Origin of the sequence: Bacillus australimaris, from assembly GCF_001307105.1 — a bacterium.
In the GTDB taxonomy this organism is placed as follows: domain Bacteria; phylum Bacillota; class Bacilli; order Bacillales; family Bacillaceae; genus Bacillus; species Bacillus australimaris.
The window spans coordinates 480742-504983 of record NZ_LGYN01000001.1; the positions used below are offsets into that span (position 1 = coordinate 480742).

The following is a 24242-nucleotide window of genomic DNA, read 5'->3' on the forward strand; positions in this document are numbered from 1 at the left end:
TTTGGTGTGTTAGACAGTTTCTTTGGTGCGGGTTTTAGTTTTGGGCCTGAGCCAAATACGACAGGTACAAATTCCATCTATGCTGCGGCCATCTGCCTTCCTTGCTTTCTTCCCCTCTTGAGAAGTTAAACAATTGCATCAATTAGATCAGGCTTAGAGGCATCTTTTCACTTATCACTATTCAACCACGGCTCTCTTTATGAAAATGACCTGATCACATAAAAAAAGAGAATGGCTTATGCCATTCCCTTTGTTATCCTACTTATTCAGCACTAACTAAAATTTTCACTTGATCTTTTTCATTGATTAATGCATGGAAACCATCCTCGATCACATCGTCCAGCTTGATTTTTTTCGTGACGAGCGTGTCTGCAGAGAAATAGCCTTTTCTCATTAAGTTTAATACAGATGGGAATACGTCTCTGTAGCCGATAATTCCTTTCACTGTACGTTCTTTAATGACGATGTCGTTTGGCATAATTTCTGCGCCTTTTTCCCAAATACTCACAATGACTGTTTCGCCTGCAATTTTAGTTGATTGAATTGCTTGCTTCAATACAACAGGTACACCTGTCACTTCAAAAGAAACATCGACGCCACCGTTTGTACGGCGTGCAATTTCTTGAACAACATCTTCATATTGAGAAGGATCTACAATGATAGCCCCGAGCTCTTTTGCTTTCTCTTGGCGTTCTTTTGATAATTCAACTGCATAAATATCAGTAGCACCAGCTGCTTTTAATGCTTCAATGACAAGCAAACCAATTGGTCCGCAGCCAAACACAGCCGCTGTATCTCCAGCTTGTACTTTACTAGAACGAACAGCATATAAAGCAACTGCAGAAGGCTCAACAAGCGCGCCTTGCTCATATGAGATTTCGTCTGGTAATAAATGAAGTAATTCTTCATCGACTGATACATATTCAGAGAATCCACCGCCGCCTCCGGCAAGTCCTAAAAAGCCCATGTTTTCATCTAAGTTATAAGCACCTTGATGCCCGTGAGTTGCAAAAATAGGCTCAACAACCACTCGATCGCCTACTTTGTAATTGCTCACGCCTTCTCCTACTTCAACAACCTCACCAGAGAACTCGTGTCCCAGTGTAACTGGTGCTTTTTCTTTTGTAAGTGGATGAGGTTCATTCACTGGAATGAAGATCGGCCCGCCTAAATATTCATGTAAATCACTACCACAAATGCCGCACCATTTTACTTTCAGTTTCACTTTTCCTGGAGCAACTGTTGGTTCGTCAATTTCCTCTAGTCGAATGTCCTTTTGATCGTGCCAGCGTAGTGCTTTCATTTGTAAGACTCCTTTTCTCATCAATTTAATTAACTTACTTAAATAATGATAACATAATTTTTTTAATTTTCTAAGTAGGATGCACTATTTTTTTTATAGTCAATGGACGAAAGATGACAAAACATAGCAATAAACAGACAAGAAGCATACATATACACCCAATGATGACGGAGGTTCTGATAGATAAAACATGAGCGAGTCCGCCAAATATCCCTGTCGTGGCTATTGTCAAAATGGCTTCAATTAAAGCATAAAAGCTGGCTATCCTCCCCATCACCTTTACTGGGATATTTGTTTGATAGAATGTCATAAAACCCGTGTTCGCAAATGCTAAAAAGAAGGCTAAAACAAAAAATCCAATGGCAGCTGCAAATAGTGTGCTTGAAACAGCGTAAAAGAGATAGCCAAATGCCACAAACAAGCTGCCGACCCCAAGCATCATCGAAACGGACAGCCTCTCGACAATGACCGAGTTAAGACTTGCCCCTGCGATGATACCTGCTCCCGCCACACTGACAAGAAGGCCATATTCTGTATCAGTCAGCATCAGTACTTCTTTTGCAAAAGCTGTTTCAAGTGAATCAATCGCAGTAGGCAGTACCGATATCGCCGCACTAAATAATAAATACACCGCCATGATCTGGCGTGATGTCAGACTAAATCGAAGAACAAGCTTTGCATCCTCTTTTAACATTGAAAGAGAAAACCCCTTTTCGCCAGCATCTGTTTTTAGCAAATTCGGTAAACACATCGTTAAAAGAGCAGATATCAACAGGCAGACTGCATTCACATAAATTGAAAGAATAGGTGTCCCAATTAGAAAGAGCAAGCCTGCTGCTGCGGGGCCAAGTAAAAATCCACCTGATTGTAATAAAGACCGAATAGCATTGAACCGCTTTCGGTTATCCGCCGGGATCAGCCCTGTCATATACACCATCGATGCTGGATGAAACATCGCCTGTGCCATCTGAATACAAAATACCATGACATAGAGTATCAGCAGATGTCCTGAAAATAAAGCAAATGGGATACATGCAATGAAAATAGCACGGATGATATCTAAACTGATCATCACATGCCGCTGATTCAGTCTGTCAATCAAACTGCCAGACCAGCTATTGGTCAAAAGTGCAGCCGCCGGTCTGAGCATATAGACAGTTGTTACAGCAAGCACAGAGCCCGTTTCTTGAAAAATGAGCAGATGGAGGGCGATCATATAAATCCATTCTCCTATGTTCGCAATCCCGATGGCTCCAAGTAAAATACTCATATCACGCCAATGTGTTTTCATGGTTGCCCCCTATTTTTTTGTCATAAAAAAATCCCGCCCCCAAGACATTTCTGTCTTGAGGACGGGATTTACTCCGTGTTGCCACCTCAGTTCATTCATCTGTTCCCAGATGAACCTTAGCAGGTCATCATTTAACCCTTCTCTGTAACGGGAGAAATTCGCTGCACCACCATCCGAAGGAATCCGGTGCAGAGCTAAGAGGCTTGGTTCCATCATGCTCCCCAGCTCCTTCCCAGCTTCGCGGAGTTCTCTGTGTGAGGCAGCTATGATGTACTTTTCTCTATTTACGCTGTGTCTTTTTTCATCACGATCTTCAGCTGAATTGTTACATATTGTACTGCGCCTCGATCAAAGCGTCAATGTTTTTTCATGTTAATCCACATAAATCATTTTTCTGGTCATGCCGCCATCAACAACTAAATCTGTGCCCGTCACAAATTGATTGTCTTCATCTGTTAAATAAAAACAAGCTTTCACAATATCCTTTGGCGTGCCGACTCGATTAGAAAGATGCTGCTGATGGTCAATTTCTCGAAGACTTTTCTCATCCTTCGTTTCAATCCATCCAGGAGAAATGCTATTCACCGTAATGTGATCTTGGCTGAAAGAAGCCGCCAATGCATGAGTCAATGCGGAAATCCCGCCTTTTGATGCGGCATATGCTTCCGTATGAGGCTCTGACATAGTCGCACGGGTAGATGAAATGTTCACAATGGAACCACCTTTTGGATTCTCTTTCATATAACGTGCTGCCTCTCTTGCACATAAAAAAGTTCCTCTCAGGTTTGTTTGCAGCACATGATCCCACTCATCGACTGATAACTCATAAGGCGATGCTGTGCACATGACGCCGGCATTATTGATGAGGATATCAATCGTTTTAAATTGCTCCGCCGCAAATGTCATCAAGCGCTGGATCTCCTTCTCTTGTTTCACATCCGTCTTGATAAAATAAACTTCAAAGGACTCTTTTCTCAGCTGCTTCTCCAAACGTTTGCCCTTCTCTTCATCTATATCCGCAAGCACCACACATGCTCCTTCTTTAGCATAGCCAGAGGCGATTGATTCACCAATTCCATTGGCTGCGCCTGTGATGATGACGGTTTTCCCTTTAAAATGCAGCATATGATTGATTCCTTTCTATAACTCGGATGAATGAAGTATTTTATTCTTTTCTGAAAAGTGCGATCCAGTCATCCACTTCTATTGATTCTATTTGTTCGTCTGTCATCTTTAACCTATAATATTGCTTTATTTTCTCGTTAGCATCTAACATGTAATCTGTAACGATCTCTTCTTCCTTTAACGATTTCGTTGTTCGTTTTACCCATTCCTGAAAAGGATAACGTTTTTTTCGTTCCACTGATCTCACTTCTTTTAATCCCTCTTCTAAAAACAATTTTCCCCATTGTTTTGTCGATAGACAGGAGACATGACTTGGGTCTCTCAATCGTTCTAGCTGATTGATAAAAAGAGCGAGCTCTTCATCATTTGGCGAAATATTATCAATAAAGAAAAACAGACCATTTGACTTTAATACACGAGCAGCCTCTTTGGCAAACTGCTCTGGGTGCGGGAAATGGTGTGCAGCAATTCGGCATGTGACCATATCAAAGGTTCCATCTAAAAAAGGGAGGCTTTCCGCATCCGCTAGTACATAAAAAATTTGTGGATATCCTTTTAAATGAAGTGCTGTATTAGAAAGCATCTCTCTCGTTAAATCCGTTGCAAACACTTGATTCACATATGGAGCTAGTGCTTTTGCTGTATGACCGCCACCGGTTGCGATATCGAGTACGACCCAGCTTTCTTCTGGTGCTGCCCATTCAACGATTACATCTAAGTCTGCTCCCTTTGCATGAGTTTGACTCGTCACATACTTTTCTGCATTTCTCCCGAATTGTTCTACAACTCTTCTTTTTGCCTGATCTGAATTCATCTGGTTCCTCCCCTTTAAATGATACTGTTTATTTTATGTGATTTTATCAAAATAAAGAGCCGTCCCATTTTATTGAGCGGCCCCTTTCATGTTAAAAATTATTGAGAAAGCATCCCATGCGGGTCAATCACAAATTTCTTCGCCACACCAGAATCAAAATCACTATATCCTTTAGGGGCTTGATCAAGGTCAATGACGGTCGCATTGACGGCTTTGGCGATCTGTGCTCTTCCGCTTAAAATGGATTTCATTAGACTGCGGTGATACTGCATAACAGGGGTCTGGCCTGTCACAAAGGTATGAGCTTTTGCCCACCCTAGTCCAATTCGCACTTTCAGAGAACCAACTTTTGCATCGGCATCCACTGCACCTGGATCTTCTGTGACATAAAGCCCTGGAATTCCGAGCTTACCGCCAACTTTGGTAATATCCATAATTGTATTTAATACTGTCGCGGGTGCTTCACCCTGATCTCCATGACCCGAAGCTTCAAAACCGACACAATCGACGGCACAATCGACTTCTGGCTCCCCTAAAATATTTGCCATTTGTTCACCGATTCGATCATGTTTCCGTAAATTGATCGTCTCGCAGCCAAAGCTTCTGGCCTGCTCCAGCCTCTGCTCATTCAGATCGCCAACAATCACAGCAGATGCGCCAAGGAGCTGCGCGGAATGTGCTGCGGCAAGACCTACTGGCCCAGCACCGGCAATATATACGGTGGAACCAGGCTTGACTCCAGCCGAATAAGCACCGTGAAAACCTGTCGGGAAAATATCAGAAAGCATCGTCAGATCAAGGATTTTTTCCATCGCTTGATCTTTGTCTGGAAATTTAAGCAGCTGGAAATCTGCATACGGAACCATGACATACTCGGATTGGCCGCCAACCCATCCGCCCATATCTACATATCCATAGGCAGAGCCTGGACGGTCCGGGTTTACATTTAAACACACATGGGTTTTTTGTTCCTTACACATGATGCAGCGTCCACAAGCAATATTAAACGGAACGGACACGAGGTCTCCTTTTTGAATAAATTCCACATCTCGTCCAACCTCAATGACTTCACCTGTAATTTCATGACCAAGGACAAGTCCCTCAGGCGCAGTTGTACGCCCTCTCACCATGTGCTGATCACTTCCGCAAATGTTTGTCGTCACTACTTTTAAAATAACGCCATGCTCACATTTGCGCCCCACATTGGCTTTAGGTACACCCGGGCCATCTTTTAAGATCAAATCAGGGTATCCAATATCCTCAACTGCTACATTTCCTGCTCCTTTATAAACGACACCTTTGTTTCCCGACATGATTTCATTCCTCCCTTTTTGTTTAAAAATGAAGTCTCTACAATTTTCTCTATTTCTTTCATCATTACCTGCTTCAAATGGCACAATTGATGAAAAAAAAGCGATGATTGTCTATCCGGGAGAGAAAAATGTGCCTTCCAGTGAAATAAAAAAGAAAATATTGAAAAAAAAGCTAAACTTTTGCAGAATGGTGTCGATATAAGAAGTAAGCCAGACAGGTATCCTTAATCGACAAACAAATTCCTTATATATACTATCATTCCTTACACACCTGGCTGGCGCCTACATCACATACAAAAGGCTCTTCTGCTGAAGAGCCTTTATTATTTTTAATTGGATTGCAAGCAAAGAGGCTCCTCTGACGATGAGCCTCTTCTTTGAGTGCTTGTTCATTACCTGGGAAATATTTTCATCACTTTAATGCTTTGATACAGATGTATGTATCATAATGATAAATCGAGACGTCTCTAAAGTGATACGCTGAAAATAGGCCGCTGATCTCCTGTTCACTGTACGAAGAAAAAGATTGTGAGCGTTTTTGTTCCTTTACCAGCTCCTGCTTTTGGAAAGATAAGAATACTTCTCCATCTACTTGAAGGACGCGGTACACTTCCTTCATGACTTGCTCAATATCCTTCAAATAATAGATCGTCTGCACTGTAAATAATTTATTGAATGATCTGTCTTCAAAAGGTAAATGCTCTGCCTTACCAAGTGTGAAGACGGCTTTGTCCTGTTCGGCAAGCTTCTTATGTTTTCTTTTTGCATATTTGACCATATGACGAGAGGCATCCACTCCATATATTTTTCCGCGGTCAAGCTTTTCTGCTACCTTTGATAAGGTGATGCCTCTTCCTGTTCCGATTTCTAAAATTCGGTCATTTTCTTGTATATTTAAGAGTTGAATCGTCCATTCATTGATATTATGATGATTTTTTTCCATATAGCGGGCAACCCATTTTGAGAACAAGCCTTTTGGTTCCCTCATTTGTTTTCCAATCCAGCTTTGAATCAATGTTAACACCTGCTTTACATGAGTAAATAAACCTATTTACGAATTTTCTTACTTTTCTTATCGGCTCTCACAGAACAAATTTTAAGACCTAGTCCTAATTCATTTGTCTTTTATAAGACGGCACCTTTTCAGAAAATGTTTCGCGGGAAGTGAAAAAATTTTGACCTAAATAGGCGTTTTCATTATTTGTGCTGAGATTGATTTCGTTTTCTGCATGAGCTGCATAATTTATAAATGTATCTTGATTAGATAAAGGTGGTGCTAGATTATGGGCTTTGGCGGTTATTCTGGAGGCTACTGCGGTGGCTACGGTGGCGGTTTTGCAGGCGGATTCGCATTGCTTGTTGTACTGTTCATTTTGTTGATCATCATCGGTGCAAGCTGGATTTGCTAATGTAAAAGGAGCAGGAAACGTCATGGTTTCCTGCTCCTTTTCTTTAATACCAATAAGCTCGGTACTGATACATATAACGTCTGAGCATTTCTTGTTGCTCTCTTTGCATTCGGTATGGATTGCCGTACCCGTGCTTTAAGGAATGCGGAATGGATGCATACCCGTGCCCCACAGACGGGAACCTCATATATGGTGACATCGACATTCATTGATCACCTCACAATCTCCTTTTACGGTTATCATATGTGCAGGTGATCAATGTGGAGCGTGTCTAAACCTGGTCCTTCTCCCTCGTATAACAATCTAGCATTGCAAGCATCATAAACATGTCAATCTCCTCCTTTTCACATTTTTCTTTTCCTGTTTTAGTTCATATACTTTAGTTGTTTCTGTTTCATTTCTTCGTAAAATGTTTCGACTTCTTGTTCGTAAAGAACGGTCTCAATATCCTTGTATTTACGCTGGATCGTCAATGTAATAAAAAATAAATGGATTGTCATATACGCTCACCTCCCTTCAGTTCGCAGCACGCGAAATAGCCCGCAGATCTTCTTTATCAGTTGACCTGCGGGCACACTAAAATGCAGCTCAAAAGACAATGTCTTCCAACCTGCAATGGATGATACGTGTGAAATCCTCGTTTACTACTTAAACAGTTATGAAGCGTGCACCGTATAAGGCAAAGGAAGGACACGAGCTCTTCCACAGGCTGATGACATGATGAAATTGTTGGTTGAATTGATTCCAAGTAGATACGAATAACATATTCTTCAGCCTCCTTTACGTTTTTTTTAATTACTTTGTAAGTATATCCAGCAAGAACCATTTTGTAAACCTGTTTTTAGAAATATAGATGATTTTTGTGTTTTTGACTAAATTTCTACAATTATTCTTGTCCAATTGTCCAATACAATAAAAAAAGCCCCCTCATGCACATGAGGAGACTTTCGAATTATTCTTCATCTAATTCTTGCAGTTTCTTTTGAAAGAAAATCGCGCGTTTAACACAAACAAAAGCTGCTAATAAGAAAACACAATCTATTGCCATCATCAGCATTTTTGGAGATGCTTCGATGTGCTGGTTCGGTAAGATCGTACCAATATATAAAAAGGTGCTGACAGCAAGCAAAATAAAAGCGTACTGCTTGTAATCTGTCACTAAATCACTCCACTTTTTCTTCACTTGTTTCACCTTCCAGTATTAATGTCTATTCATAGCTTAACATAGTGAGAGAAAGCGAGGAGCATGTAAATCTATCCATTCGCTAGTGCGCTTAGTCCTTGCTTGATATCATTTAGTAAATCATCAACATCTTCAATACCAACGGAAATACGAATTAAACCATCTGTGATGCCAAGCTCCTCCCGGCGATCTTTTGGAATGGACGCATGGGTCATCCGGGCAGGGACAGAAATTAAGCTTTCAACCGCTCCAAGACTTTCTGCGATCGTAAACAGCTTAAGCTGGCTTAAAAATACATCCACATGTTCTTCTTTTCCAATATCAAAAGAGATCATTCCGCCGAAGCCGGTTGCTTGTGTTTTCGCAAGTTCATGTCCAGGGTGTGCACTAAGGCCCGGGTAATAAACACGTGTAACCGCTGAATGTTGTTCTAAAAACTCAGCGATTTTCTGTGCATTTTGCTGATGTGCTTCCATTCTAAGTCCAAGCGTTTTCATCCCTCTCATGAGAAGCCATGAATCCTGCGGTCCGAGAATGCCGCCAGTCGAGTTTTGAACAAAGTGCAGTTCTTCTCCAAGCTCTTTCGTCGCTGTTACAACAAGCCCGCCTACGACATCACTATGACCGCCTAAATATTTAGTGGCACTGTGCAAGACAATGTCCGCGCCATATTCAATCGGCTTTTGGAAATACGGTGTGAAAAATGTATTATCGACAATCATCAAGATGTTGGCTTCTTTTGTCAATTGGCCGATGGCTTTTAGATCCGTCATTTTAAGTAAAGGATTGGTTGGTGATTCAATGTAAACGGCTTTTGTTTCAGGTAAAATTGCTTTTTTCACCGCTTCAGGATCACTTGTATCTACAAATGTCGCTTGAATACCAATACGGTTTAGCACTTTCGTGATGACGCGGTAGGTTCCGCCATATACATCATCTGTCAAGACAATATGATCCCCACTGTTAAACAGCATCATGACAGCTGTAATGGCTGCCATCCCTGAACCAAATGCGTAGCCGTTTGCCCCTCCTTCAAGATCACGAATGACTGTTTCAAGTGCTGTTCTTGTTGGATTTGCTGTTCTAGAGTATTCATACCCTGTATGTTCGCCTGCTTTCGGCTGCTTATAAGTGCTCACTTGGTAAATTGGAACTGACACAGCGCCTGTTCTTTCATCACCCGTTGTTCCACCGTGTATCATCATTGTTTTTGGTTTCATTCTATTTTCCTCCCTCATAAATTCCTTTACTTAAATATCGTTCACTGCTGTCAGGAAAAATGGTCACGATGACTGTCCCAGGCGCTGCCTTTTTCGCTTCCTCTAAAGCAGCAAATAACGCGGCTCCAGAAGAGCTTCCAATGAGAACACCCTCTTTTTCAGCGGCTTCTTTCACCATTTGGAAAGCATCATCGTCACTGACAGTGTAAATGTCATCGAATAAAGCCGGCTCCATATACTCTGGGATAAATTCAAGGCCAATTCCTTCCGTTCTATGCGGGCCTGGGTCTCCTCCATTTAAAATCGATCCTTCTGGCTCCACAACAACCGTTTTTAACGATGGATGCTGCTCCTTTAAATAGGCGGCACATCCTTGAAAAGTTCCGCCTGATCCTGCTCCTGCCACGAATACGTCGATGTTCCCTTTTAAATCGGACCATATTTCAGGACCGAGCGTTTTGTAGTAAGTCAATGGATTTACTTGGTTTTTAAATTGTAAAACGCAATAGGCATTATCAAGGCTTGCCTCTAGCTCAAGAGCTCGATCAATCGCACCCTTCATGCCCTCATTTCTTGGCGTGTGAATAATCTCTGCACCGAGTGCCTTCATAAGCTGTTGTTTTTCTTGGCTAAAATGTTCTGGCACACAAAAAACGGTGTGCAATTGATGCTTTCTTGCACTTAGAGCAAGCCCAATTCCTGTGTTTCCAGCGGTCGCTTCAATAATGGTTCCGCCTGGACGCAGTTTGCCAGATGCTAATGCTTCTCTTATGAGCATATCACCTAAACGATCCTTAATACTTCCACCTGGATTCATCATCTCAAGCTTCGCATACACCTCAACGCCTTCCGGGATGCCAATCCCTGACAGCTTTAAAAGCGGTGTGCGGCCAATTAATTCTGTAATGTCCTTTATGACAGCCATATAATTCCCTTCCTTTGCATGGAAAAGAAGGGGGAAACCCCTTCTTTTATTGTGTTTGCTTTATCATACGCAGGACAAGATCGGTTGAGTGAATCGCTGCTTGCTCAAGGAATTGATCAAAAGAGACATTGGATTCTTTCCCTGCAATATCTGAAAGGGCACGAACGACAACAAATGGCGTTCCAAAGAGCTGGCATACTTGTGCAACGGCTGCAGCTTCCATTTCCACCGCATATAACTCTGGAAACTTCTCTCTCACAAACGCAACACGACCCGGATCATTCATAAATGAATCTCCAGTTGCAATCGTTCCTTTTGCCACTTGAATATGATCAATCTCTAAAGCAGATTCCTCTGCAAGCTTCACAAGCTTTTCATCCGCAATGAAAGCAGCTGGAAGTCCTGGCACTTGTCCATATTCGTAATTAAAGATGGTCACATCTACATCGTGATGTCTCACATCAGTAGAGATGACAATATCCCCTACATTTAATGAGTGATGGAAACCGCCAGCAGATCCTGTATTGATCACATAATCTGGCTGAAAGCGGTCAAGCAGTAAGGTAGTGCTGACCGCTGCATTTACTTTTCCAATCCCTGATTTTAATAAAATCACTTCTTTATCTTCATAAACACCTGTTGTAAATTCACACCCAGCGATGTTTTCTTGTGTAGCATTCTTTAGTTGATCTCTTAAAATCGTTACTTCTTCTTCCATTGCACCTATAACTGCGATTTTCAAAACAAAAACATCCTTTCATTCCCTTTTCTTCGCTTCAACGATCCAAACAAAATCATTCATTTGATGAAAGGACGTGCTAAAACCTTCTTCTTCAAAGATTTTCTTTAGCACATCAATCGTTGGATAATATTCCGTTTCTAAATCCTCTGCAAGCTGATCGAATCCTGCGGCTTTTGCTTTACCTATTTCAGCTTGATGTGCTGCTTGATTTTGAAACATTGTATCAGCAAAGACTATTTTACCATCTGAGTGAAGGATGTTGCTATAGGTGTGAATGGCTTGTTTTTTTTCTTCGTCCGTTAAATGGTGGAAAGCATATGAGCTAACAATCGTATCTGGCTCAAAAGGCGGCGATGGAAATGATAAAAAATCCCCATCATGAAACACATCTGGTACTCCTTTTTGAAGAGCCGCTTTCTTCATGGCATCTGATGGTTCAACACCAAACACCTTCTTATCAGCCGCAAGTAGTAGCGCTGTTAAATTTCCCGTACCGCTTCCAAACTCAAGAACATATTGGCCTGAGCGGCGGGCAATCTCTTTTAAAATAGCCGGATACCGGCGAAATACTTCTTCATACTGCTCGTCATGACCACTTACCGTGTCATCATAAGAGTCAGCCCAATGATCAAATAAAGAAAGAAACTCACGTCCCATTTTCTTTCCCTCCACTTTATCTATTTATTCCTATGTGTATAGTATGTTTTATTCCGTCGAACAGTTCCTATCCTACCACATCTTCTGTTTCTTTCCTACTAAAAAATACTGGGAGGGGCAGAAAATATTTGCCCTTCTGAAGGAGAGAGATTAAGATGAATGGAGAGTATAGAGAGGTGAATCAAATGGATTTTCAGCTGGATTTTTTAAAGGATAAAATTGAATTTTTTGAAGCAGCATCTTTAAAAGAACTTGAACAAAAGATCCAAAAACAAATTGAACATAATCAGGCGATTCTGCTGACCGTTCATTCTGTCAGTCATCAAACGACTGTGATCGATGATCGGATTTTGTATACAGCGGTTGTTCATTTTAAAGCAAAGGTCTAAATAAAAAAGATAGCACCGCTGCTATCTTTTTTTCATGTTTATTTTAATTTTTCAACCTTCACAGGTTTCCACCCTTTTTCATCTACCCACGTAATTTCCACGCGGTAGCGTTCACCTGTTGATTTATCACGGATGGTTCCTTTTGCATCTTGAGGGCCTCCGTTATTTCCTAACCAAAGGACTGTCATTTGATCTTCTGAAATTCCTGTCGCATAAGACATCGCTTTGATCATTTCTTTCCAGTCTTTTGATTTAGAATCATAGGTCGCTGTATGTGAACCGGATTGCTCTGTTCCTACAGGCTCCCAGTCATCGTTTTCGTATGTTTTGTCTACGTCACTCGTTTTGCCGCCGTCTGTTTCTTTGGCATCTTTTAACGCATCTTTATTAGGCTTTTCTTCATCATCTGTCTTCTTCGTATCGTCGTTTTGATCAGATGAATCATCTTTTTTTGCATCTGAATCATCGGATGTGTCTTTCTTTTGGTCTTTCACATCTTCTTCTGACTTTTGTTTATTTTCACTTGTTGCAGGTGCCGTTTTTGATGGTGCATCCGCTACATCTGTGTCTTTCGGTTTATTAAAAATTAACAAACTCGATGCGACAACCAAAATAAGCACCACAACGATACCAATTAATATGTTAAGCACCATATTTGCCTTTCTGCGCTTATCACGATGTTCAAATCGAGAATTTCTACTCAAAATCTCTGCACTCCTTTGCCTCTGTTCCCTAAGTCGTTTACTATTCTAACATGACATGAAGGGATGTTCTATGTCTGTTTCTTTTCAATTTCATTGACCTTTTTTACAATATCATAAAACGCATCATTTGTCTTAGCCCGGCCACTTGTCTCGTCAAGGTGAACAACGACAAGGGCGTATTTTGGTTTTTCTACCGGAAAGTAGCCAGCAAACCACTTATGATAAAGCGGATTCCCCTTTTTGTCTTGACTGCCTGTTTGGGCAGTACCTGATTTCCCCGCCACAGCGTATGGCAAATCTTGAAACCTTCTTCCGGTTCCCTTGTCAGAGGTCACCACCTGTCTTAAGTATTTTTGCAGCTTTTGAGCTGTATAGCGGTCTATGCTGTCCCCTTCAGACCGTTTGTTTTGAAAGGACAGCATCGTTGTTCCGTTTTGATACAGCACTTTTTCTGCGATTTTTACTTCTTTTCGTTCTCCTCCTCTCGCAATCGATGCCATCATATTGGCGATTTGCAAAGGAGTCGTTTTGACATTTTTTTGTCCTATTGCGGTTTGGGCAATGGCTTTTTTGACATGCTTGTCTCTTTTATCTCCCCACACACTGCCTGATTCTTCACGATCTAACTGCCTGAAGTGCTGCTGATGATAAACATCTCCCTCCCAGCCAGCTCGATCTATGAGCCCAAGCTTTGCAGCTGTTTTTTCGATGATTTGCTCATCTTTTTGGATCAGCTTGCCGGCAAGTGTCGCAAAGGTATAATTGCAGCTTTGCGAGAAGCTGTCAGCCAGATTTAGCACGTCCTGTTTTCCTTCAGGCTCTCCATATAAATTCTTTCGACAGTCATACATCGTTTGTGGCTGGTCAAGGTTTTTTTCTATTGCTGCGGCAAGCACAGCCGTTTTAAAGACAGAGCCTGGAGCGATGGCTGTCAGCATATAATTTCTTGCCTCATGCCGATTTTCACTGGTGACATTCGGAGTACTCGCCATTGCCAGCACACTGCCGCTTTCAATGTCGAGCAGAACAGCACCGCCTTTTTCAACTCCTTGTTCTTTGAGCACCTTCTCCATTTCAGTTTGCATGTCTTCATCTATTGTTGTCTGTACTTGAAGCGGATAAAAGGAATGGGCTTCTGCTGTATATTTGACGTCCATCCCGAACAAAGGGTTTCCCCTCCCGTCCACATGATATAACAATTTTGTGTCTTGCTCGGGTAATAGAAATTCGTCAAAGGTACTTTCCAGCCCAAATGTGCCAATTTCAGTTCGAATGGAAAGCTCTTTTTTGTCAGGATAACGCTTTCTGAGCAATTCTGGATTCTCACTTGTGAAGCCTAGCGTGTGGAGGGCAAGTCTTTTTTTGTCCTTCTCTTTCATATATACGCCGTACACACCTGAATATTTCATATCATTGATGTCTTTCAGCTTTTTTTTCGTGATGTCATCTTTTAAAATGAGAGGTTTTTTCGATTCTGTCAGCTGTTTTTTGAGTTCATCTTCTTCCATCCCAAGAATAGAGGCGGTTTGCTTTAAGTGCGGAAGATCATATTGCAGGAAGGGGAATAAGATGACCGCGGGCTGTTCTTTTGTCAGAAGCGCTTGACCGTTTCGATCTAAAAACTCACCGCGCCCGTCTGAAATAACGACTTCTTCTGTTCGCTGTTTGACACTTTCTTGTATTAAATTGATATCAAGCTTTGAAAACGATTCTGTGAAAAACAGCTGAATTTCTGCCAGTCTAATGAGAAGACCAAGCAATAACACAAAAATAATTGCACCTGTCCATTGGATTCTTCTTTTTTTGCGCATAAAAACACCTCGTCCCTATTGTGGACGAGGTGTTTATCGTATAAACGTGATTATGAAATTTTTACAATTTGGACGAACATTTCTCCGCCAGGTGTTTGAACGGTTACTTTGTCGTCTACTTGTTTGCCTAACAGGCTTTTTGCAATCGGTGAATCGTTTGAAATTTTACCTTCAAACGGATCAGCTTCTGCACTACCCACAATGGTGTAAGACTCTTCTTCGCCATCTGGTAATTCAACGAATGTCACCGTTTTACCAAGTGAAACAACATTTGAATTCCCTTCATCTTCGATAATTTTGGCATTACGAATCATATTATCAAGCGTTGTAATACGACCTTCTACAAACGCTTGCTCTTCTTTCGCTGAATCATATTCCGAGTTTTCAGAGAGGTCTCCAAAACTTCTAGCAATTTTAATACGCTCTACAACCTCTTTACGTTTAACCGTTTTCAAATGTTCAAGTTCTTCTTCTAATTTACGCTTTCCTTCTTCTGTCATTGGAAATACTTTCTCTTGTGCCATGAATCATTCACTCCTTCTATTAATCCTCATCATACAAACTTTCTGCACGTGAGTGACGACTGAAATATACAAGAATGAGGACATGTTCAGGCCCTCATTCCTTCTGTACCATATTCGTAAAAGTCCATCTTACATGGCGTCCCTTTTAGATGCAACTATTATGCCTTTTATTAGACAGGACCACTCCGCAGCGGTCTAAAATCGCACAAACTGTGGAAAGGCACAGGAAGCTCCTGTACCTCGTTCGGCCATTTCGATCATATGTAGAAGAATAGCTTACCCATTCTCCATCTTCCAATACATAATATGGTCAGTGTACGATATGTCTATGCTATATTATTACAAAATTGCGTTTTGATCAAGAATTGTTTGAAAATTTGTGATGATTTGTTTGTTGGTTTTTTAATATAGTTTTACAAATTCAAAACAACTTTGATATTCAGCTTAAAAACAGCATTTTTCTACATCTATTTCACATCATTGTTTTCCTATCATACCTAATCTACCATTTAAGCTGTGATTTGTTCAAAATACATACAAATCATCTATCAATAGAAACAAGTGAAATATTGGTAGATTCTCTGCATCACGATGCTGAAAAGACCTTTACAATGTAAAGGTCTTTTTCTTCTTCACCATTTACTCTGCTCGATCTTGAAGAATCGTTTGAATTTTTGTCACCATGAGATCAATTGCCACATGGTTTTGCCCGCCTTCTGGGATGATGATATCGGCGTATCGCTTTGTCGGTTCAATGAATTGATTATGCATGGGTCTGACAACAGATACGTATTGTTCAATCACAGAGTCGATCGAGCGGCCTCTTTCCTTCGTATCGCGTAAAATACGGCGAATGATGCGAAGGTCTGCATCTGTATCGACATACAGTTTAATGTCCATTAAATCTCTTAGACGTTCGTCTTCAAGTGCAAAGATGCCCTCTACGATGATGACATCCTTCGGCTCAACATGAACAGTCTCTTCTGAACGTGTGTTTAGTTTAAAATCATATATTGGTTTTTCAATGGATTCGTACCTTAGGAGCTGTTCCAAATGCTCAAACATCAGGTCATTGTCGAATGCAAGCGGATGATCATAGTTCGTGAGCAGGCGCTCTTCAAATGGCATATGACTTTGATTTTTGTAATATAAATCTTGCTGAAGCATGAGGATGGAATGTCCTTTAAATTTTTCATAGATTGAATTGGTGACGCTCGTTTTACCTGAACCCGAGCCGCCAGCAATTCCAATGACAACTGGTTTACTCCTCATGTGACTGTTATTTCCCCTTTCTCATCATGTTGCTAGGGTATACTTTTTGATCAAGCTTGAATTTCACGATTTGCAGCGGATGACGAGCGGCATCTAGTTCATTTCCTTTTTCATCCCAAATCGTCTCAATTTTGCATGTAAAATTCTCAATTTCTGGTCCGAAGAATTCGACTTCATCTCCAGTTTTAAAGAAGTTACGCTGCTGCAATGTCACGATTTGTTCTTTTTCATCATAATGAAGAACAAGACCTGCGAAATCAAATGTCGTTTTCTTTCCATGACTGCCAAACATTTGTTCATCTGTTCCTGGTACGCCTTCGAAAAAGGCCGGCGCTGTGTCACGGTTTGCACATTTATCTAATTCATCTAACCATTCCTGCTGAATGACAAAATTGTCTGGATCAGCACAATAGGCATCGATGACTTTGCGGTACACACTTACAACAGTGGCTACATAATGAATGGATTTCATCCGTCCTTCGATTTTTAAGCTGTCAATTCCCATTTCGATCATTTGGGGAATGGATTCAACAAGCTTTAAGTCTTTTGGACTCATCGCAAATGGTGCATCTTCTTCACCAAATAATGGCGCTTCCTCAGATCCTTCTAGTTTATAAAGATCATAATCCCAGCGACAAGACTGGCAGCAGCCTCCGCGGTTAGAATCTCTTGCCGTCATATGGTTACTAAGCACACAGCGGCCAGAGTAAGCAATACACATCGCACCGTGAATGAACGTTTCGATTTCAATATCGACTTTTTCTTTCATTTCTCTAATTTCTAACGCACTTGTTTCGCGTGCAAGAACTACGCGCTCAAGCCCTTCTTCCTTCCAAAATTGAACTGCTTTCCAATTCGAAAGAGATTGCTGTGTGCTTAAATGAACTTCCAGCTTCGGTGCGACACGTTTACATGTTTCAATGATGAGTGGGTCGGCCACGATAATACCTGCTACTCCAGCGCCTTCAATCCCTTGAAGGTATTCCTCCAGCCCATCCATGTTCTCATTGTGTGCAAAGATATTCGTTGTCACATAAATTCGTGCACCATATTTGTTTGCAAATGCGACGCCTTCAGCCATTTCTTCAATTGAAAAGTTATCTGCATTTGAGCGAAGTCCGAATTCTTTTCCGCCAATAAAGACCGCATCTGCTCCGTAATGTACAGCAACTTTCAGCTTTTCCAAGTTTCCTGCGGGTGCAAGCAGTTCTGGTTTTTTTGTAATGACACGTTTCCCATTAATCATTTCAGAAATACCATCTTTCAATAATGCCATTTCTTCTGCCTCCTCTTATATTAATAAACCGTTTCTTTAAAGAAGAATCCTGTATCAATCGAACGATTCACTGGCTGAATCTCTTCAATCCGTTTCACCCAGTCCTCTTTCTGATCTTCATACGCGTCTTTGTCAGTCGTTAGTAAATCAATTGCTTTTCGATATAGTGATGTCACTTCTGTCATATAAGAGAGTGACTTTAAAATTCCGTCAATTTTAAATGATTCAATGCCTGCGTCAACAAACTCTTCTAATTCGTCAATCATGCACACGTCGTTTGGACTCATAATATGGGTGCCGTTTGCATCCTCAAAAATAGGGTATTTGTTTTGACGCTCTTGGTCATGTAGGAATAGTCCTTCCTCCATATTTCTGCCTTCGACGTCCATTTGTTTGCCTTGGTATTCAAAATAGTTCCCGATGAGCGTACGTTTCGATTGAAACATACATGTCATGCCATGAACCTGAATTTCGATTTCCACCTCAGCATTTTCTTTGATGTCGATCACACTGTCCATGTTTAGCTCTTTGGCAAGAACAGCACGTGATGCGCCTTTTCTGCCCCAGTAGTTACAAGTGTAATAGTTTGTCCCAGTCGTTTCTGTACTCCAGTGCAGATTCAGGCTGACCCCTGTCTCCTTTGCAGCCATGATCACAGCTGGGTCTCCAAAGACAACGCCATCCACGTCTATTGAATCGAGAAAGGTTAAATAATCTCCAAGAAGCTGGACGCGGTCATTATGAAAAATCGCATTCATAGCCACATACACTTTTTTGTGATGGGCATGTGCAAGCTCAACTGTTTTTTTCACATCTTCTCTTGAAAACTCACCTGCAAGACGAATACCATATGTTTGTTCGCCTATTAAGAATGCATCAGCTCCTGCCTCGATTAATGGCAGTACGTCTGACACGCCGCTTGGCGTCACAAGCAATTCTGGTTTCTTCATGATTGGTCACCTCTTTTTGTACTAATGGCGATGCCGTCTCCCACTGGAATAATGCACGTTTGGAAATCAGGGTTTGACATGAGCCATTGATTGTATCGATCAATTTTTCCGATTAATTGTTTTTTTCGTTTATCTTCAATCTCTTCTTCATAATTCGTCGCCACTAAGCCTTTGAATAATACATTGTCTGTAATAATCATTCCGTCATGAGCGAGCATCGGTTCAAACAGTTCAAAAAAACGCTTGTACTGCCCTTTTGCGGCATCAATAAAGATCACATCATAGGGCGCCATCGTTTGGACCGTTTTAGCCGATTCCATGGCATCACCAAAAAACACGTGTATTCTTTCTTTTAACTTTAATTCCTCAATGTTCCGTGTCGCTTCTTCATAGCGTTTCGCATTTCGCTCAATCGTATAAATCTCAGCATCTGGCAGAGCTGTCGCCATTCGAATAGCAGAATAGCCAATTGCTGTCCCAACCTCAAGAATTTTCTTCGGCTTTTTCATCGAAAGAAGCTGCAGTAAAAGTTCGATGCTTACCTTTTCCATGATTGGCACATGATGCTCTTTTGCATATTCCTCTAATTGAGCGATTGCATCAGGACTTGGGTGAATTAAATGTTCAATATAATCATTTATTCGATCATCTTCGATAGTCATTATCTGTCTAGCTCCTTCATGACCTGAAAAAGAAGAGTCCTGCCTATTGCAGCTCTCTTTCTCGTCAATCTTTCGTTCATCTAAGTAAAAACAACCCGATATATTTTACCACAAAGAAGTGGTAATTGCGAACCTATAAAATGGATATTTCAACCGAAAAAAACTGCAGGCAATCTCTTATTGTCTACAGTCTTTTTCGATTCACTTGTACGTCAATTGGTACTGCCTGTGATGTATTTCGCTTTCGCTTTGTTGTGTTCATTTAACGTTTTCGTAAATACGACTTCTCCATTTTTCTTTGCAAGGAAATAAACGTAATTCGTTTTCTCTGGATGCAGTGCGGCTTTCCAAGAGGATTCACCAGCATTTGCAATAGGTCCAGGCGGCAGCCCTTTGTTGTTATACGTATTATAAGGAGATTTCACCTTTAGGTCTTTGTAATAAACGCGGGATTTATGCTCACCCAGTGCATAAAGAACAGTTGGGTCGGTTTGAAGCGGCATGTCCTTTTTCAACCGATTATAAAATACACTTGAAATTTTTGCCCGATCCGTCTTTTCCGTTGCTTCCATTTCAATGAGTGATGCCATCGTTAACACATCATGTATGGACATATTTCTCTTTTTCATGTCTTTTTCATACGTTTTCACGTATTGATCTGTTTGTTTAATCATCGTTTCAATGATCGTTTCGAGTGATTCATCCTCACGATAAAATGGATACGTAGCAGGGAATAAATAACCCTCTAACGGATGTTTCACCTGTTTTCCATTCACCTGTGAAGTCACGGTTTTCGGATATTTTTTCATTAACGTTTGAATAAAAGCAGGATCATCCAGCTTCGCTTCAACTTCCTTTGCTGAAAAATCAGTCTGGTTTGCAATAATGGCTGCAATATCAGACAGCTGTCTTCCCTCTGGAATCACAAGCTGAAAGGCGTAATCTGTCCCGCCGGATGTCAGCTTTTGAATAAGCGTATCTGCATCCATTGTTTGTTTTAAATGAAAGTATCCTGCTTTAAAGCCGGACGCATTTTTGTATTTTGCATAATAAGTGAAAATCGTATCATTCGAAATGAGCCCATTTTCTTTTAAAATGCCCGCAATGTCACGGACAGATGTCCCATTTGGAATATGAATATTAATCGTTTGTTTGCTTTTTTGATCGACCGGTCCGAGTGCTGATTTAACATATAAAAAGCCTGATAATGCTGCAATGATGATGACAGCAAGGACAGATAACAGGACGATCCCCATTTTTCTTTTGAAGAATGGTCGTTTCTTTTGTTCTGAAAACATGCATGGCCCTCCTCACATCTAGCTTTTATAGTACATGATTCGACGGAGTTCGGCAATTCCTTGCTTATGCATGTCATGACAGAACTTGATACAAAACGGCTAAACCAACACCGCCACCGCTTCCAATGGCCGCCATCACATAGCTTCCATTTGGTAAAGCGTGCGCTTCATAAAATAGCCTCACCATCATAGCAGCTCCTGATGCGCTGTAAGGATGCCCAAGGCAAAGAGCACCTCCTCTTCTATTGATCCGATCATATGGTATACCCAGCGTACGGGCAATCAGCGCTACTTTCAGCGCAAACGCTTCATTGATTTCAAATAGCGCCACATCTTCTACCTCTATCTTCTCATTATGTAAAAGTTTCTTGATGGCATCAATCGGCGAAGCAGCTGGAAAATGAGGATGCATTGCGGTCACAGCACTTCCGACATACCTCAGCATAGTCTGACATCCATTCACTTCTGCTAACGATCTTTCCATCACTGCGACGGCAGCTGCTCCATCTGCTTCCTTGCAGCTATTAGCGGCAGTCACAGTTCCTTTTCCCGGTAAAAATACAGGCTTTGCCCGCTCGATCAGCCTCGCCATCGGCCTTATTTTGGCGGCCGCTTCATCTATGCTCAGCCCACCAATCGAAACGATTTCTTCTGAGTATGTACCATGTTTCATAGCGTCTATACTTCTTTCCCAGCTTAAAAGTGCATAGTCATCTTGTTCTTTTCTCGTAACACAAAACCTCGATGCCGTCAGCTCTGCTGCCTCTCCCATATGCGGATCTCCTATCCACTCAGGTGAAAAACGAGCTTTCTCTTTCATTGGTGATCTGGATATGCTCTCAGTTCCGCCAGCGATATACATCGATCCCTCCCCAGATTGAATCATGACGCATGCTGTTCTGATGGCTTCAAGACCAGAGGCACACTGCCGATCAATCGTCATACCGGGAACGTGTAAGGAAAGCCCTGCTTCTAATGCGGACAGACGGGCCATATTTCCACCACCTCCTACAACATTGCCTAATATGACGTCATCCGGCGTCATCATTTGAGACAAATGTCGAATAAGAGGTGTGGCTAATTGCTCTGGGCGATAATCCTTCAGCATCCCATTTTTATCACCGAAGGGTGTCCGTTTTGCTTGAACAATCACTGCTTGCACGACAATTGTTCCTCCGCCCACTTTTTCATACTAGCACGGGCTATTTTTCCACCGGATGTTTCAATCATATGATCAATGACCAGCCATTTTTTCGGTACCTTGTAGGCCGCCAGCTTTTCTTTTACGGTTTGCCGAACAGCCTTTAGTTGCTGCACTCGCTCGATAATGGCAACAGGGATTTCACCCCAATATGGATCAGGAAGGCCGACCACAATCGACCGCTTCACCTCTGGCTGTTCATTTAGTACGCGCTCAATTTCCTCTGGGAAAATATTCAGCCCTCCATAGACGATCATACCATTCTCACGGCCGCTCATATAAAGATAGCCGTCTTCATCCAGCCATCCCATATCGTAAACTGTCAGCCACTCCTGCGGCGGCTTCTCTTCATGTAAGTAGCCTGAAAAAGACATCGGGCTCTTCACATAAATTCTCCCTGTTTCATTTGGCTGACAAACAGATTGATCGGTCCGCCTCACTTCAACTTGAATAGAGGAGAAGGGCCGTCCAACAGAAGAAGGTTTTTGCCGAAAATCATGTGAAGACAAATAGGAGACAAAGCTTAACTCTGATGTGCCGTAAAAATCAAAAAAAGTGACTTGCGGAAAGTTGGTGACGAGTTGTTCTTTTGAAGAGATACTCCAATCTGCTCCCGATGACATGACAAGAAGCGGACTGTCTCCTTTAAAAGCATCGATTTGCAGTAACGATTCTGTCATTGTGGGGACAGTAAACACAACTGTGATATCACTTGTCTCTAAGGCTTTCTTTGCTTTTACGGGCGTAAATTTTTCTAAAAGCGTCACCGTCCCGCCAAAGTATAATGTACTGATGGCACCGTATAAGAAGTGAGAGGATAAAAGTGTGCCTAAGATGAGAACATGATCTTGATGATTGATCCCGAATGCATCGGCTGTCATTCGAAAGCTTTCGATCCATGACTGCTGACGTCTGATAAAGGCTTTTGGTGAGCCCGTTGATCCTGACGTAAATCCCATATAAAAAACAGGGTCACTCTCGGTATCGCATTTGTTACATGGGCTGTGTGTGAGTAGGCTCAATCTTTCCTTCCATTCAGATAAAGAAAGAACCGGTATGTTCACACTATGTTGTTCAAATCTTTTCATAAATCGATCCTCTATAATGACGAGATCTGCCTCACTTAACATGAGCTTTTTCACGCATTCCTTGTGACTCCACCTCGGATCAAGCGGAACGGCTGTCCATCCTGAACAAGCAGCGCCAGCAAATATTTGCAAGAAAGAAGCGCCATTTGATAATAAAAAAGCGATTCTTTTTTGCTGATGATCCGTTTCTTGTAACCACTGTGCCGCTCTCTGCACACGCTCATACCAATCTTGATAAGTGATGCTTTCTTGCTCATCTATGATCGCCATTTGATTTCGTTTCATTTTTGCATGTACTGCATAGCTTTCCGTTATTCTGATCAAACCGCACGCCTCCCTTTATACAAGTCCTTTTTTCGATAGGACATGGCCTGAATGATTTTCACCGTTAAGACAGCACACATTCCCGCTTTGATGAGATCACCTGGAAGATAAATCAAACTAAAAAAAGCAGCCTGCGAGACCTTTATATTCATTATCATCGCTTGAAAAGGAATGCCGCTTATATACAAAATCCCGATGCTGCATACCGCATAGATCATAAAAAGACGCAGAGCAGTCACTTTTTTCAGCCGGTTCAGCCACAGGCTGATCATGAAGGCGGCCACAGGATAAGCAAGTAAAAAACCACCGCTTGGCCCAAAAAAGACCCCAATTCCGCCTCTTCCCCCAGATAAAAGGGGTGCACCTGCTGCCACAACCAAGAGAAAAAGCAGTAAACTGATCAATGCTTGTTTTGGCTTTAACAGCCCTCCGGCAAGCAAAAGACCTGCGGTTTGCAATGTAATCGGTACAGGTGTAAATGGAAGTAAAATCGGCGGGATCAATCCTAACATACCGATAACTGCTGTCATTAACGCCATTTGCATCATATCTTGAATTTTCAATCCTCATACCCCTCACTCAATTCATTTCTAAAAATAGAGTAAAAGGTAGAGTTATTTATGTCAACTAAAATTAAAATCAAGTTGACATAAATGCAGTAAAAAAAGACCTCACTAACAATTTGTGTTCCTCTAGGCCTGAAGATGAAGATCATTTATTTTTAATGTTAACTAACGGCAGATCTTTAAATTAAACTTAAT

The 24242-nt window shown here is 41.5% G+C and carries 26 protein-coding genes; 2 read left to right on the forward strand and 24 right to left on the reverse strand.

Translation table 11 applies throughout. The annotated features are described in order from the left end of the window. Positions 1-262: 262 nt before the first annotated feature. The 6 genes from AKG37_RS02605 to AKG37_RS02635 all read right to left on the reverse strand — a co-directional run bounded on the left by AKG37_RS02605 (position 263) and on the right by AKG37_RS02635 (position 6861). Positions 263-1303 carry a 2,3-butanediol dehydrogenase gene (locus AKG37_RS02605; RefSeq protein ID WP_060697439.1) on the reverse strand — a complete coding sequence of 347 codons (1041 nt, stop codon included), beginning with the start codon at positions 1301-1303 and terminating at the stop codon, positions 263-265. A gap of 70 nt (positions 1304-1373) precedes the next feature. Continuing rightward, entirely contained in the window at positions 1374-2594 is a 1221-nt protein-coding gene (locus AKG37_RS02610; protein ID WP_060697440.1) for an MFS transporter, read from the reverse strand. Between the two features lie 372 nt (positions 2595-2966). Beyond that, entirely contained in the window at positions 2967-3716 is a 750-nt protein-coding gene (locus AKG37_RS02620) for a glucose 1-dehydrogenase (RefSeq protein WP_060697754.1), read from the reverse strand. Positions 3717-3759: 43 nt separating this feature from the next. Continuing rightward, entirely contained in the window at positions 3760-4533 is a 774-nt protein-coding gene (locus AKG37_RS02625; RefSeq protein WP_060697442.1) for a class I SAM-dependent methyltransferase, read from the reverse strand. Between the two features lie 98 nt (positions 4534-4631). Beyond that, on the reverse strand, positions 4632-5846 hold the full coding sequence (fdhA, locus tag AKG37_RS02630; protein ID WP_060697443.1) for a formaldehyde dehydrogenase, glutathione-independent: 1215 nt from the start codon (positions 5844-5846) through the stop codon (positions 4632-4634). A 412-nt stretch (positions 5847-6258) separates the two neighbouring features. Beyond that, positions 6259-6861, reverse strand: coding sequence for a class I SAM-dependent methyltransferase (locus AKG37_RS02635; protein ID WP_060697444.1), 603 nt, complete (start codon positions 6859-6861; stop codon positions 6259-6261). Between the two features lie 268 nt (positions 6862-7129). On the opposite strand from AKG37_RS02635, the gene AKG37_RS19350 reads away from it, so the two are divergent. Beyond that, the gene (locus AKG37_RS19350; RefSeq protein WP_008342643.1) at positions 7130-7255 is read left to right on the forward strand and encodes a YjcZ family sporulation protein; all 126 of its coding nucleotides are present in this window, start codon (positions 7130-7132) and stop codon (positions 7253-7255) included. 43 nt (positions 7256-7298) lie between these two features. Here the strand turns inward: AKG37_RS19350 and AKG37_RS18905 are convergent, their stop codons facing one another. From AKG37_RS18905 to AKG37_RS02660, 7 genes are all read right to left on the reverse strand, one after another. After that, positions 7299-7460, reverse strand: a complete 162-nt coding sequence (locus tag AKG37_RS18905; RefSeq protein WP_160316318.1) for a hypothetical protein — start codon at positions 7458-7460, stop codon at positions 7299-7301. Positions 7461-7620: 160 nt separating this feature from the next. Then, complete coding sequence (locus tag AKG37_RS18400) at positions 7621-7755, reverse strand: YrzI family small protein (RefSeq protein ID WP_077233676.1); 135 nt, start codon at positions 7753-7755, stop codon at positions 7621-7623. Between the two features lie 452 nt (positions 7756-8207). Then, complete coding sequence (locus tag AKG37_RS02640; RefSeq protein WP_060697445.1) at positions 8208-8438, reverse strand: YrhC family protein; 231 nt, start codon at positions 8436-8438, stop codon at positions 8208-8210. A 71-nt stretch (positions 8439-8509) separates the two neighbouring features. Further along, a complete protein-coding gene (locus AKG37_RS02645; protein ID WP_060697446.1) occupies positions 8510-9658 on the reverse strand; it encodes a bifunctional cystathionine gamma-lyase/homocysteine desulfhydrase in 1149 nt (382 codons plus the stop codon). A 1-nt stretch (position 9659) separates the two neighbouring features. Then, a complete protein-coding gene (locus AKG37_RS02650) occupies positions 9660-10583 on the reverse strand; it encodes a PLP-dependent cysteine synthase family protein (protein ID WP_060697447.1) in 924 nt (307 codons plus the stop codon). Positions 10584-10629: 46 nt separating this feature from the next. Further along, positions 10630-11325, reverse strand: a complete 696-nt coding sequence (gene mtnN / locus AKG37_RS02655) for a 5'-methylthioadenosine/S-adenosylhomocysteine nucleosidase (protein WP_060697448.1) — start codon at positions 11323-11325, stop codon at positions 10630-10632. 15 nt (positions 11326-11340) lie between these two features. Continuing rightward, a complete protein-coding gene (locus AKG37_RS02660; RefSeq protein WP_060697449.1) occupies positions 11341-11982 on the reverse strand; it encodes a class I SAM-dependent DNA methyltransferase in 642 nt (213 codons plus the stop codon). A gap of 185 nt (positions 11983-12167) precedes the next feature. Here AKG37_RS02660 and AKG37_RS02665 point away from each other — a divergent pair, with 185 nt between their 5' ends. Then, complete coding sequence (locus tag AKG37_RS02665; protein ID WP_060697755.1) at positions 12168-12371, forward strand: YrzA family protein; 204 nt, start codon at positions 12168-12170, stop codon at positions 12369-12371. Positions 12372-12409: 38 nt separating this feature from the next. On the opposite strand, the gene AKG37_RS02670 is transcribed toward AKG37_RS02665, so the two are convergent. From AKG37_RS02670 to AKG37_RS02720, 11 genes are all read right to left on the reverse strand, one after another. After that, positions 12410-13075: a YrrS family protein gene (locus AKG37_RS02670; protein ID WP_060697450.1), complete on the reverse strand. Its 666-nt coding sequence runs from the start codon at positions 13073-13075 to the stop codon at positions 12410-12412. A gap of 68 nt (positions 13076-13143) precedes the next feature. Continuing rightward, positions 13144-14886 (reverse strand): peptidoglycan D,D-transpeptidase FtsI family protein, encoded by a 1743-nt coding sequence (locus AKG37_RS02675; RefSeq protein WP_060697451.1) that lies wholly within the window; start codon positions 14884-14886, stop codon positions 13144-13146. Between the two features lie 50 nt (positions 14887-14936). After that, complete coding sequence (greA, locus tag AKG37_RS02680) at positions 14937-15410, reverse strand: transcription elongation factor GreA (RefSeq protein WP_047202506.1); 474 nt, start codon at positions 15408-15410, stop codon at positions 14937-14939. Positions 15411-16049: 639 nt separating this feature from the next. After that, positions 16050-16682, reverse strand: coding sequence for a uridine kinase (gene udk, locus AKG37_RS02685; protein WP_060697452.1), 633 nt, complete (start codon positions 16680-16682; stop codon positions 16050-16052). Between the two features lie 7 nt (positions 16683-16689). Then, on the reverse strand, positions 16690-17958 hold the full coding sequence (locus AKG37_RS02690; protein WP_060697453.1) for a peptidase U32 family protein: 1269 nt from the start codon (positions 17956-17958) through the stop codon (positions 16690-16692). A gap of 20 nt (positions 17959-17978) precedes the next feature. After that, a complete protein-coding gene (locus AKG37_RS02695; protein ID WP_060697454.1) occupies positions 17979-18908 on the reverse strand; it encodes a peptidase U32 family protein in 930 nt (309 codons plus the stop codon). Further along, positions 18905-19570 carry an O-methyltransferase gene (locus tag AKG37_RS02700; protein WP_060697455.1) on the reverse strand — a complete coding sequence of 222 codons (666 nt, stop codon included), beginning with the start codon at positions 19568-19570 and terminating at the stop codon, positions 18905-18907. Before AKG37_RS02700 ends, AKG37_RS02695 begins: the two co-directional genes overlap by 4 nt. A gap of 212 nt (positions 19571-19782) precedes the next feature. After that, complete coding sequence (mltG, locus tag AKG37_RS02705; RefSeq protein ID WP_060697456.1) at positions 19783-20868, reverse strand: endolytic transglycosylase MltG; 1086 nt, start codon at positions 20866-20868, stop codon at positions 19783-19785. A gap of 73 nt (positions 20869-20941) precedes the next feature. Next, entirely contained in the window at positions 20942-22030 is a 1089-nt protein-coding gene (locus AKG37_RS02710; protein WP_060697457.1) for an acetyl-CoA C-acyltransferase, read from the reverse strand. Next, positions 22018-23478 (reverse strand): acyl-CoA synthetase, encoded by a 1461-nt coding sequence (locus tag AKG37_RS02715; protein ID WP_060697756.1) that lies wholly within the window; start codon positions 23476-23478, stop codon positions 22018-22020. The genes AKG37_RS02710 and AKG37_RS02715 overlap by 13 nt, the downstream gene beginning before the upstream one ends. Continuing rightward, positions 23478-24044, reverse strand: coding sequence for a biotin transporter BioY (locus AKG37_RS02720; RefSeq protein ID WP_060697458.1), 567 nt, complete (start codon positions 24042-24044; stop codon positions 23478-23480). The genes AKG37_RS02715 and AKG37_RS02720 overlap by 1 nt, the downstream gene beginning before the upstream one ends. Positions 24045-24242: the final 198 nt, after the last annotated feature.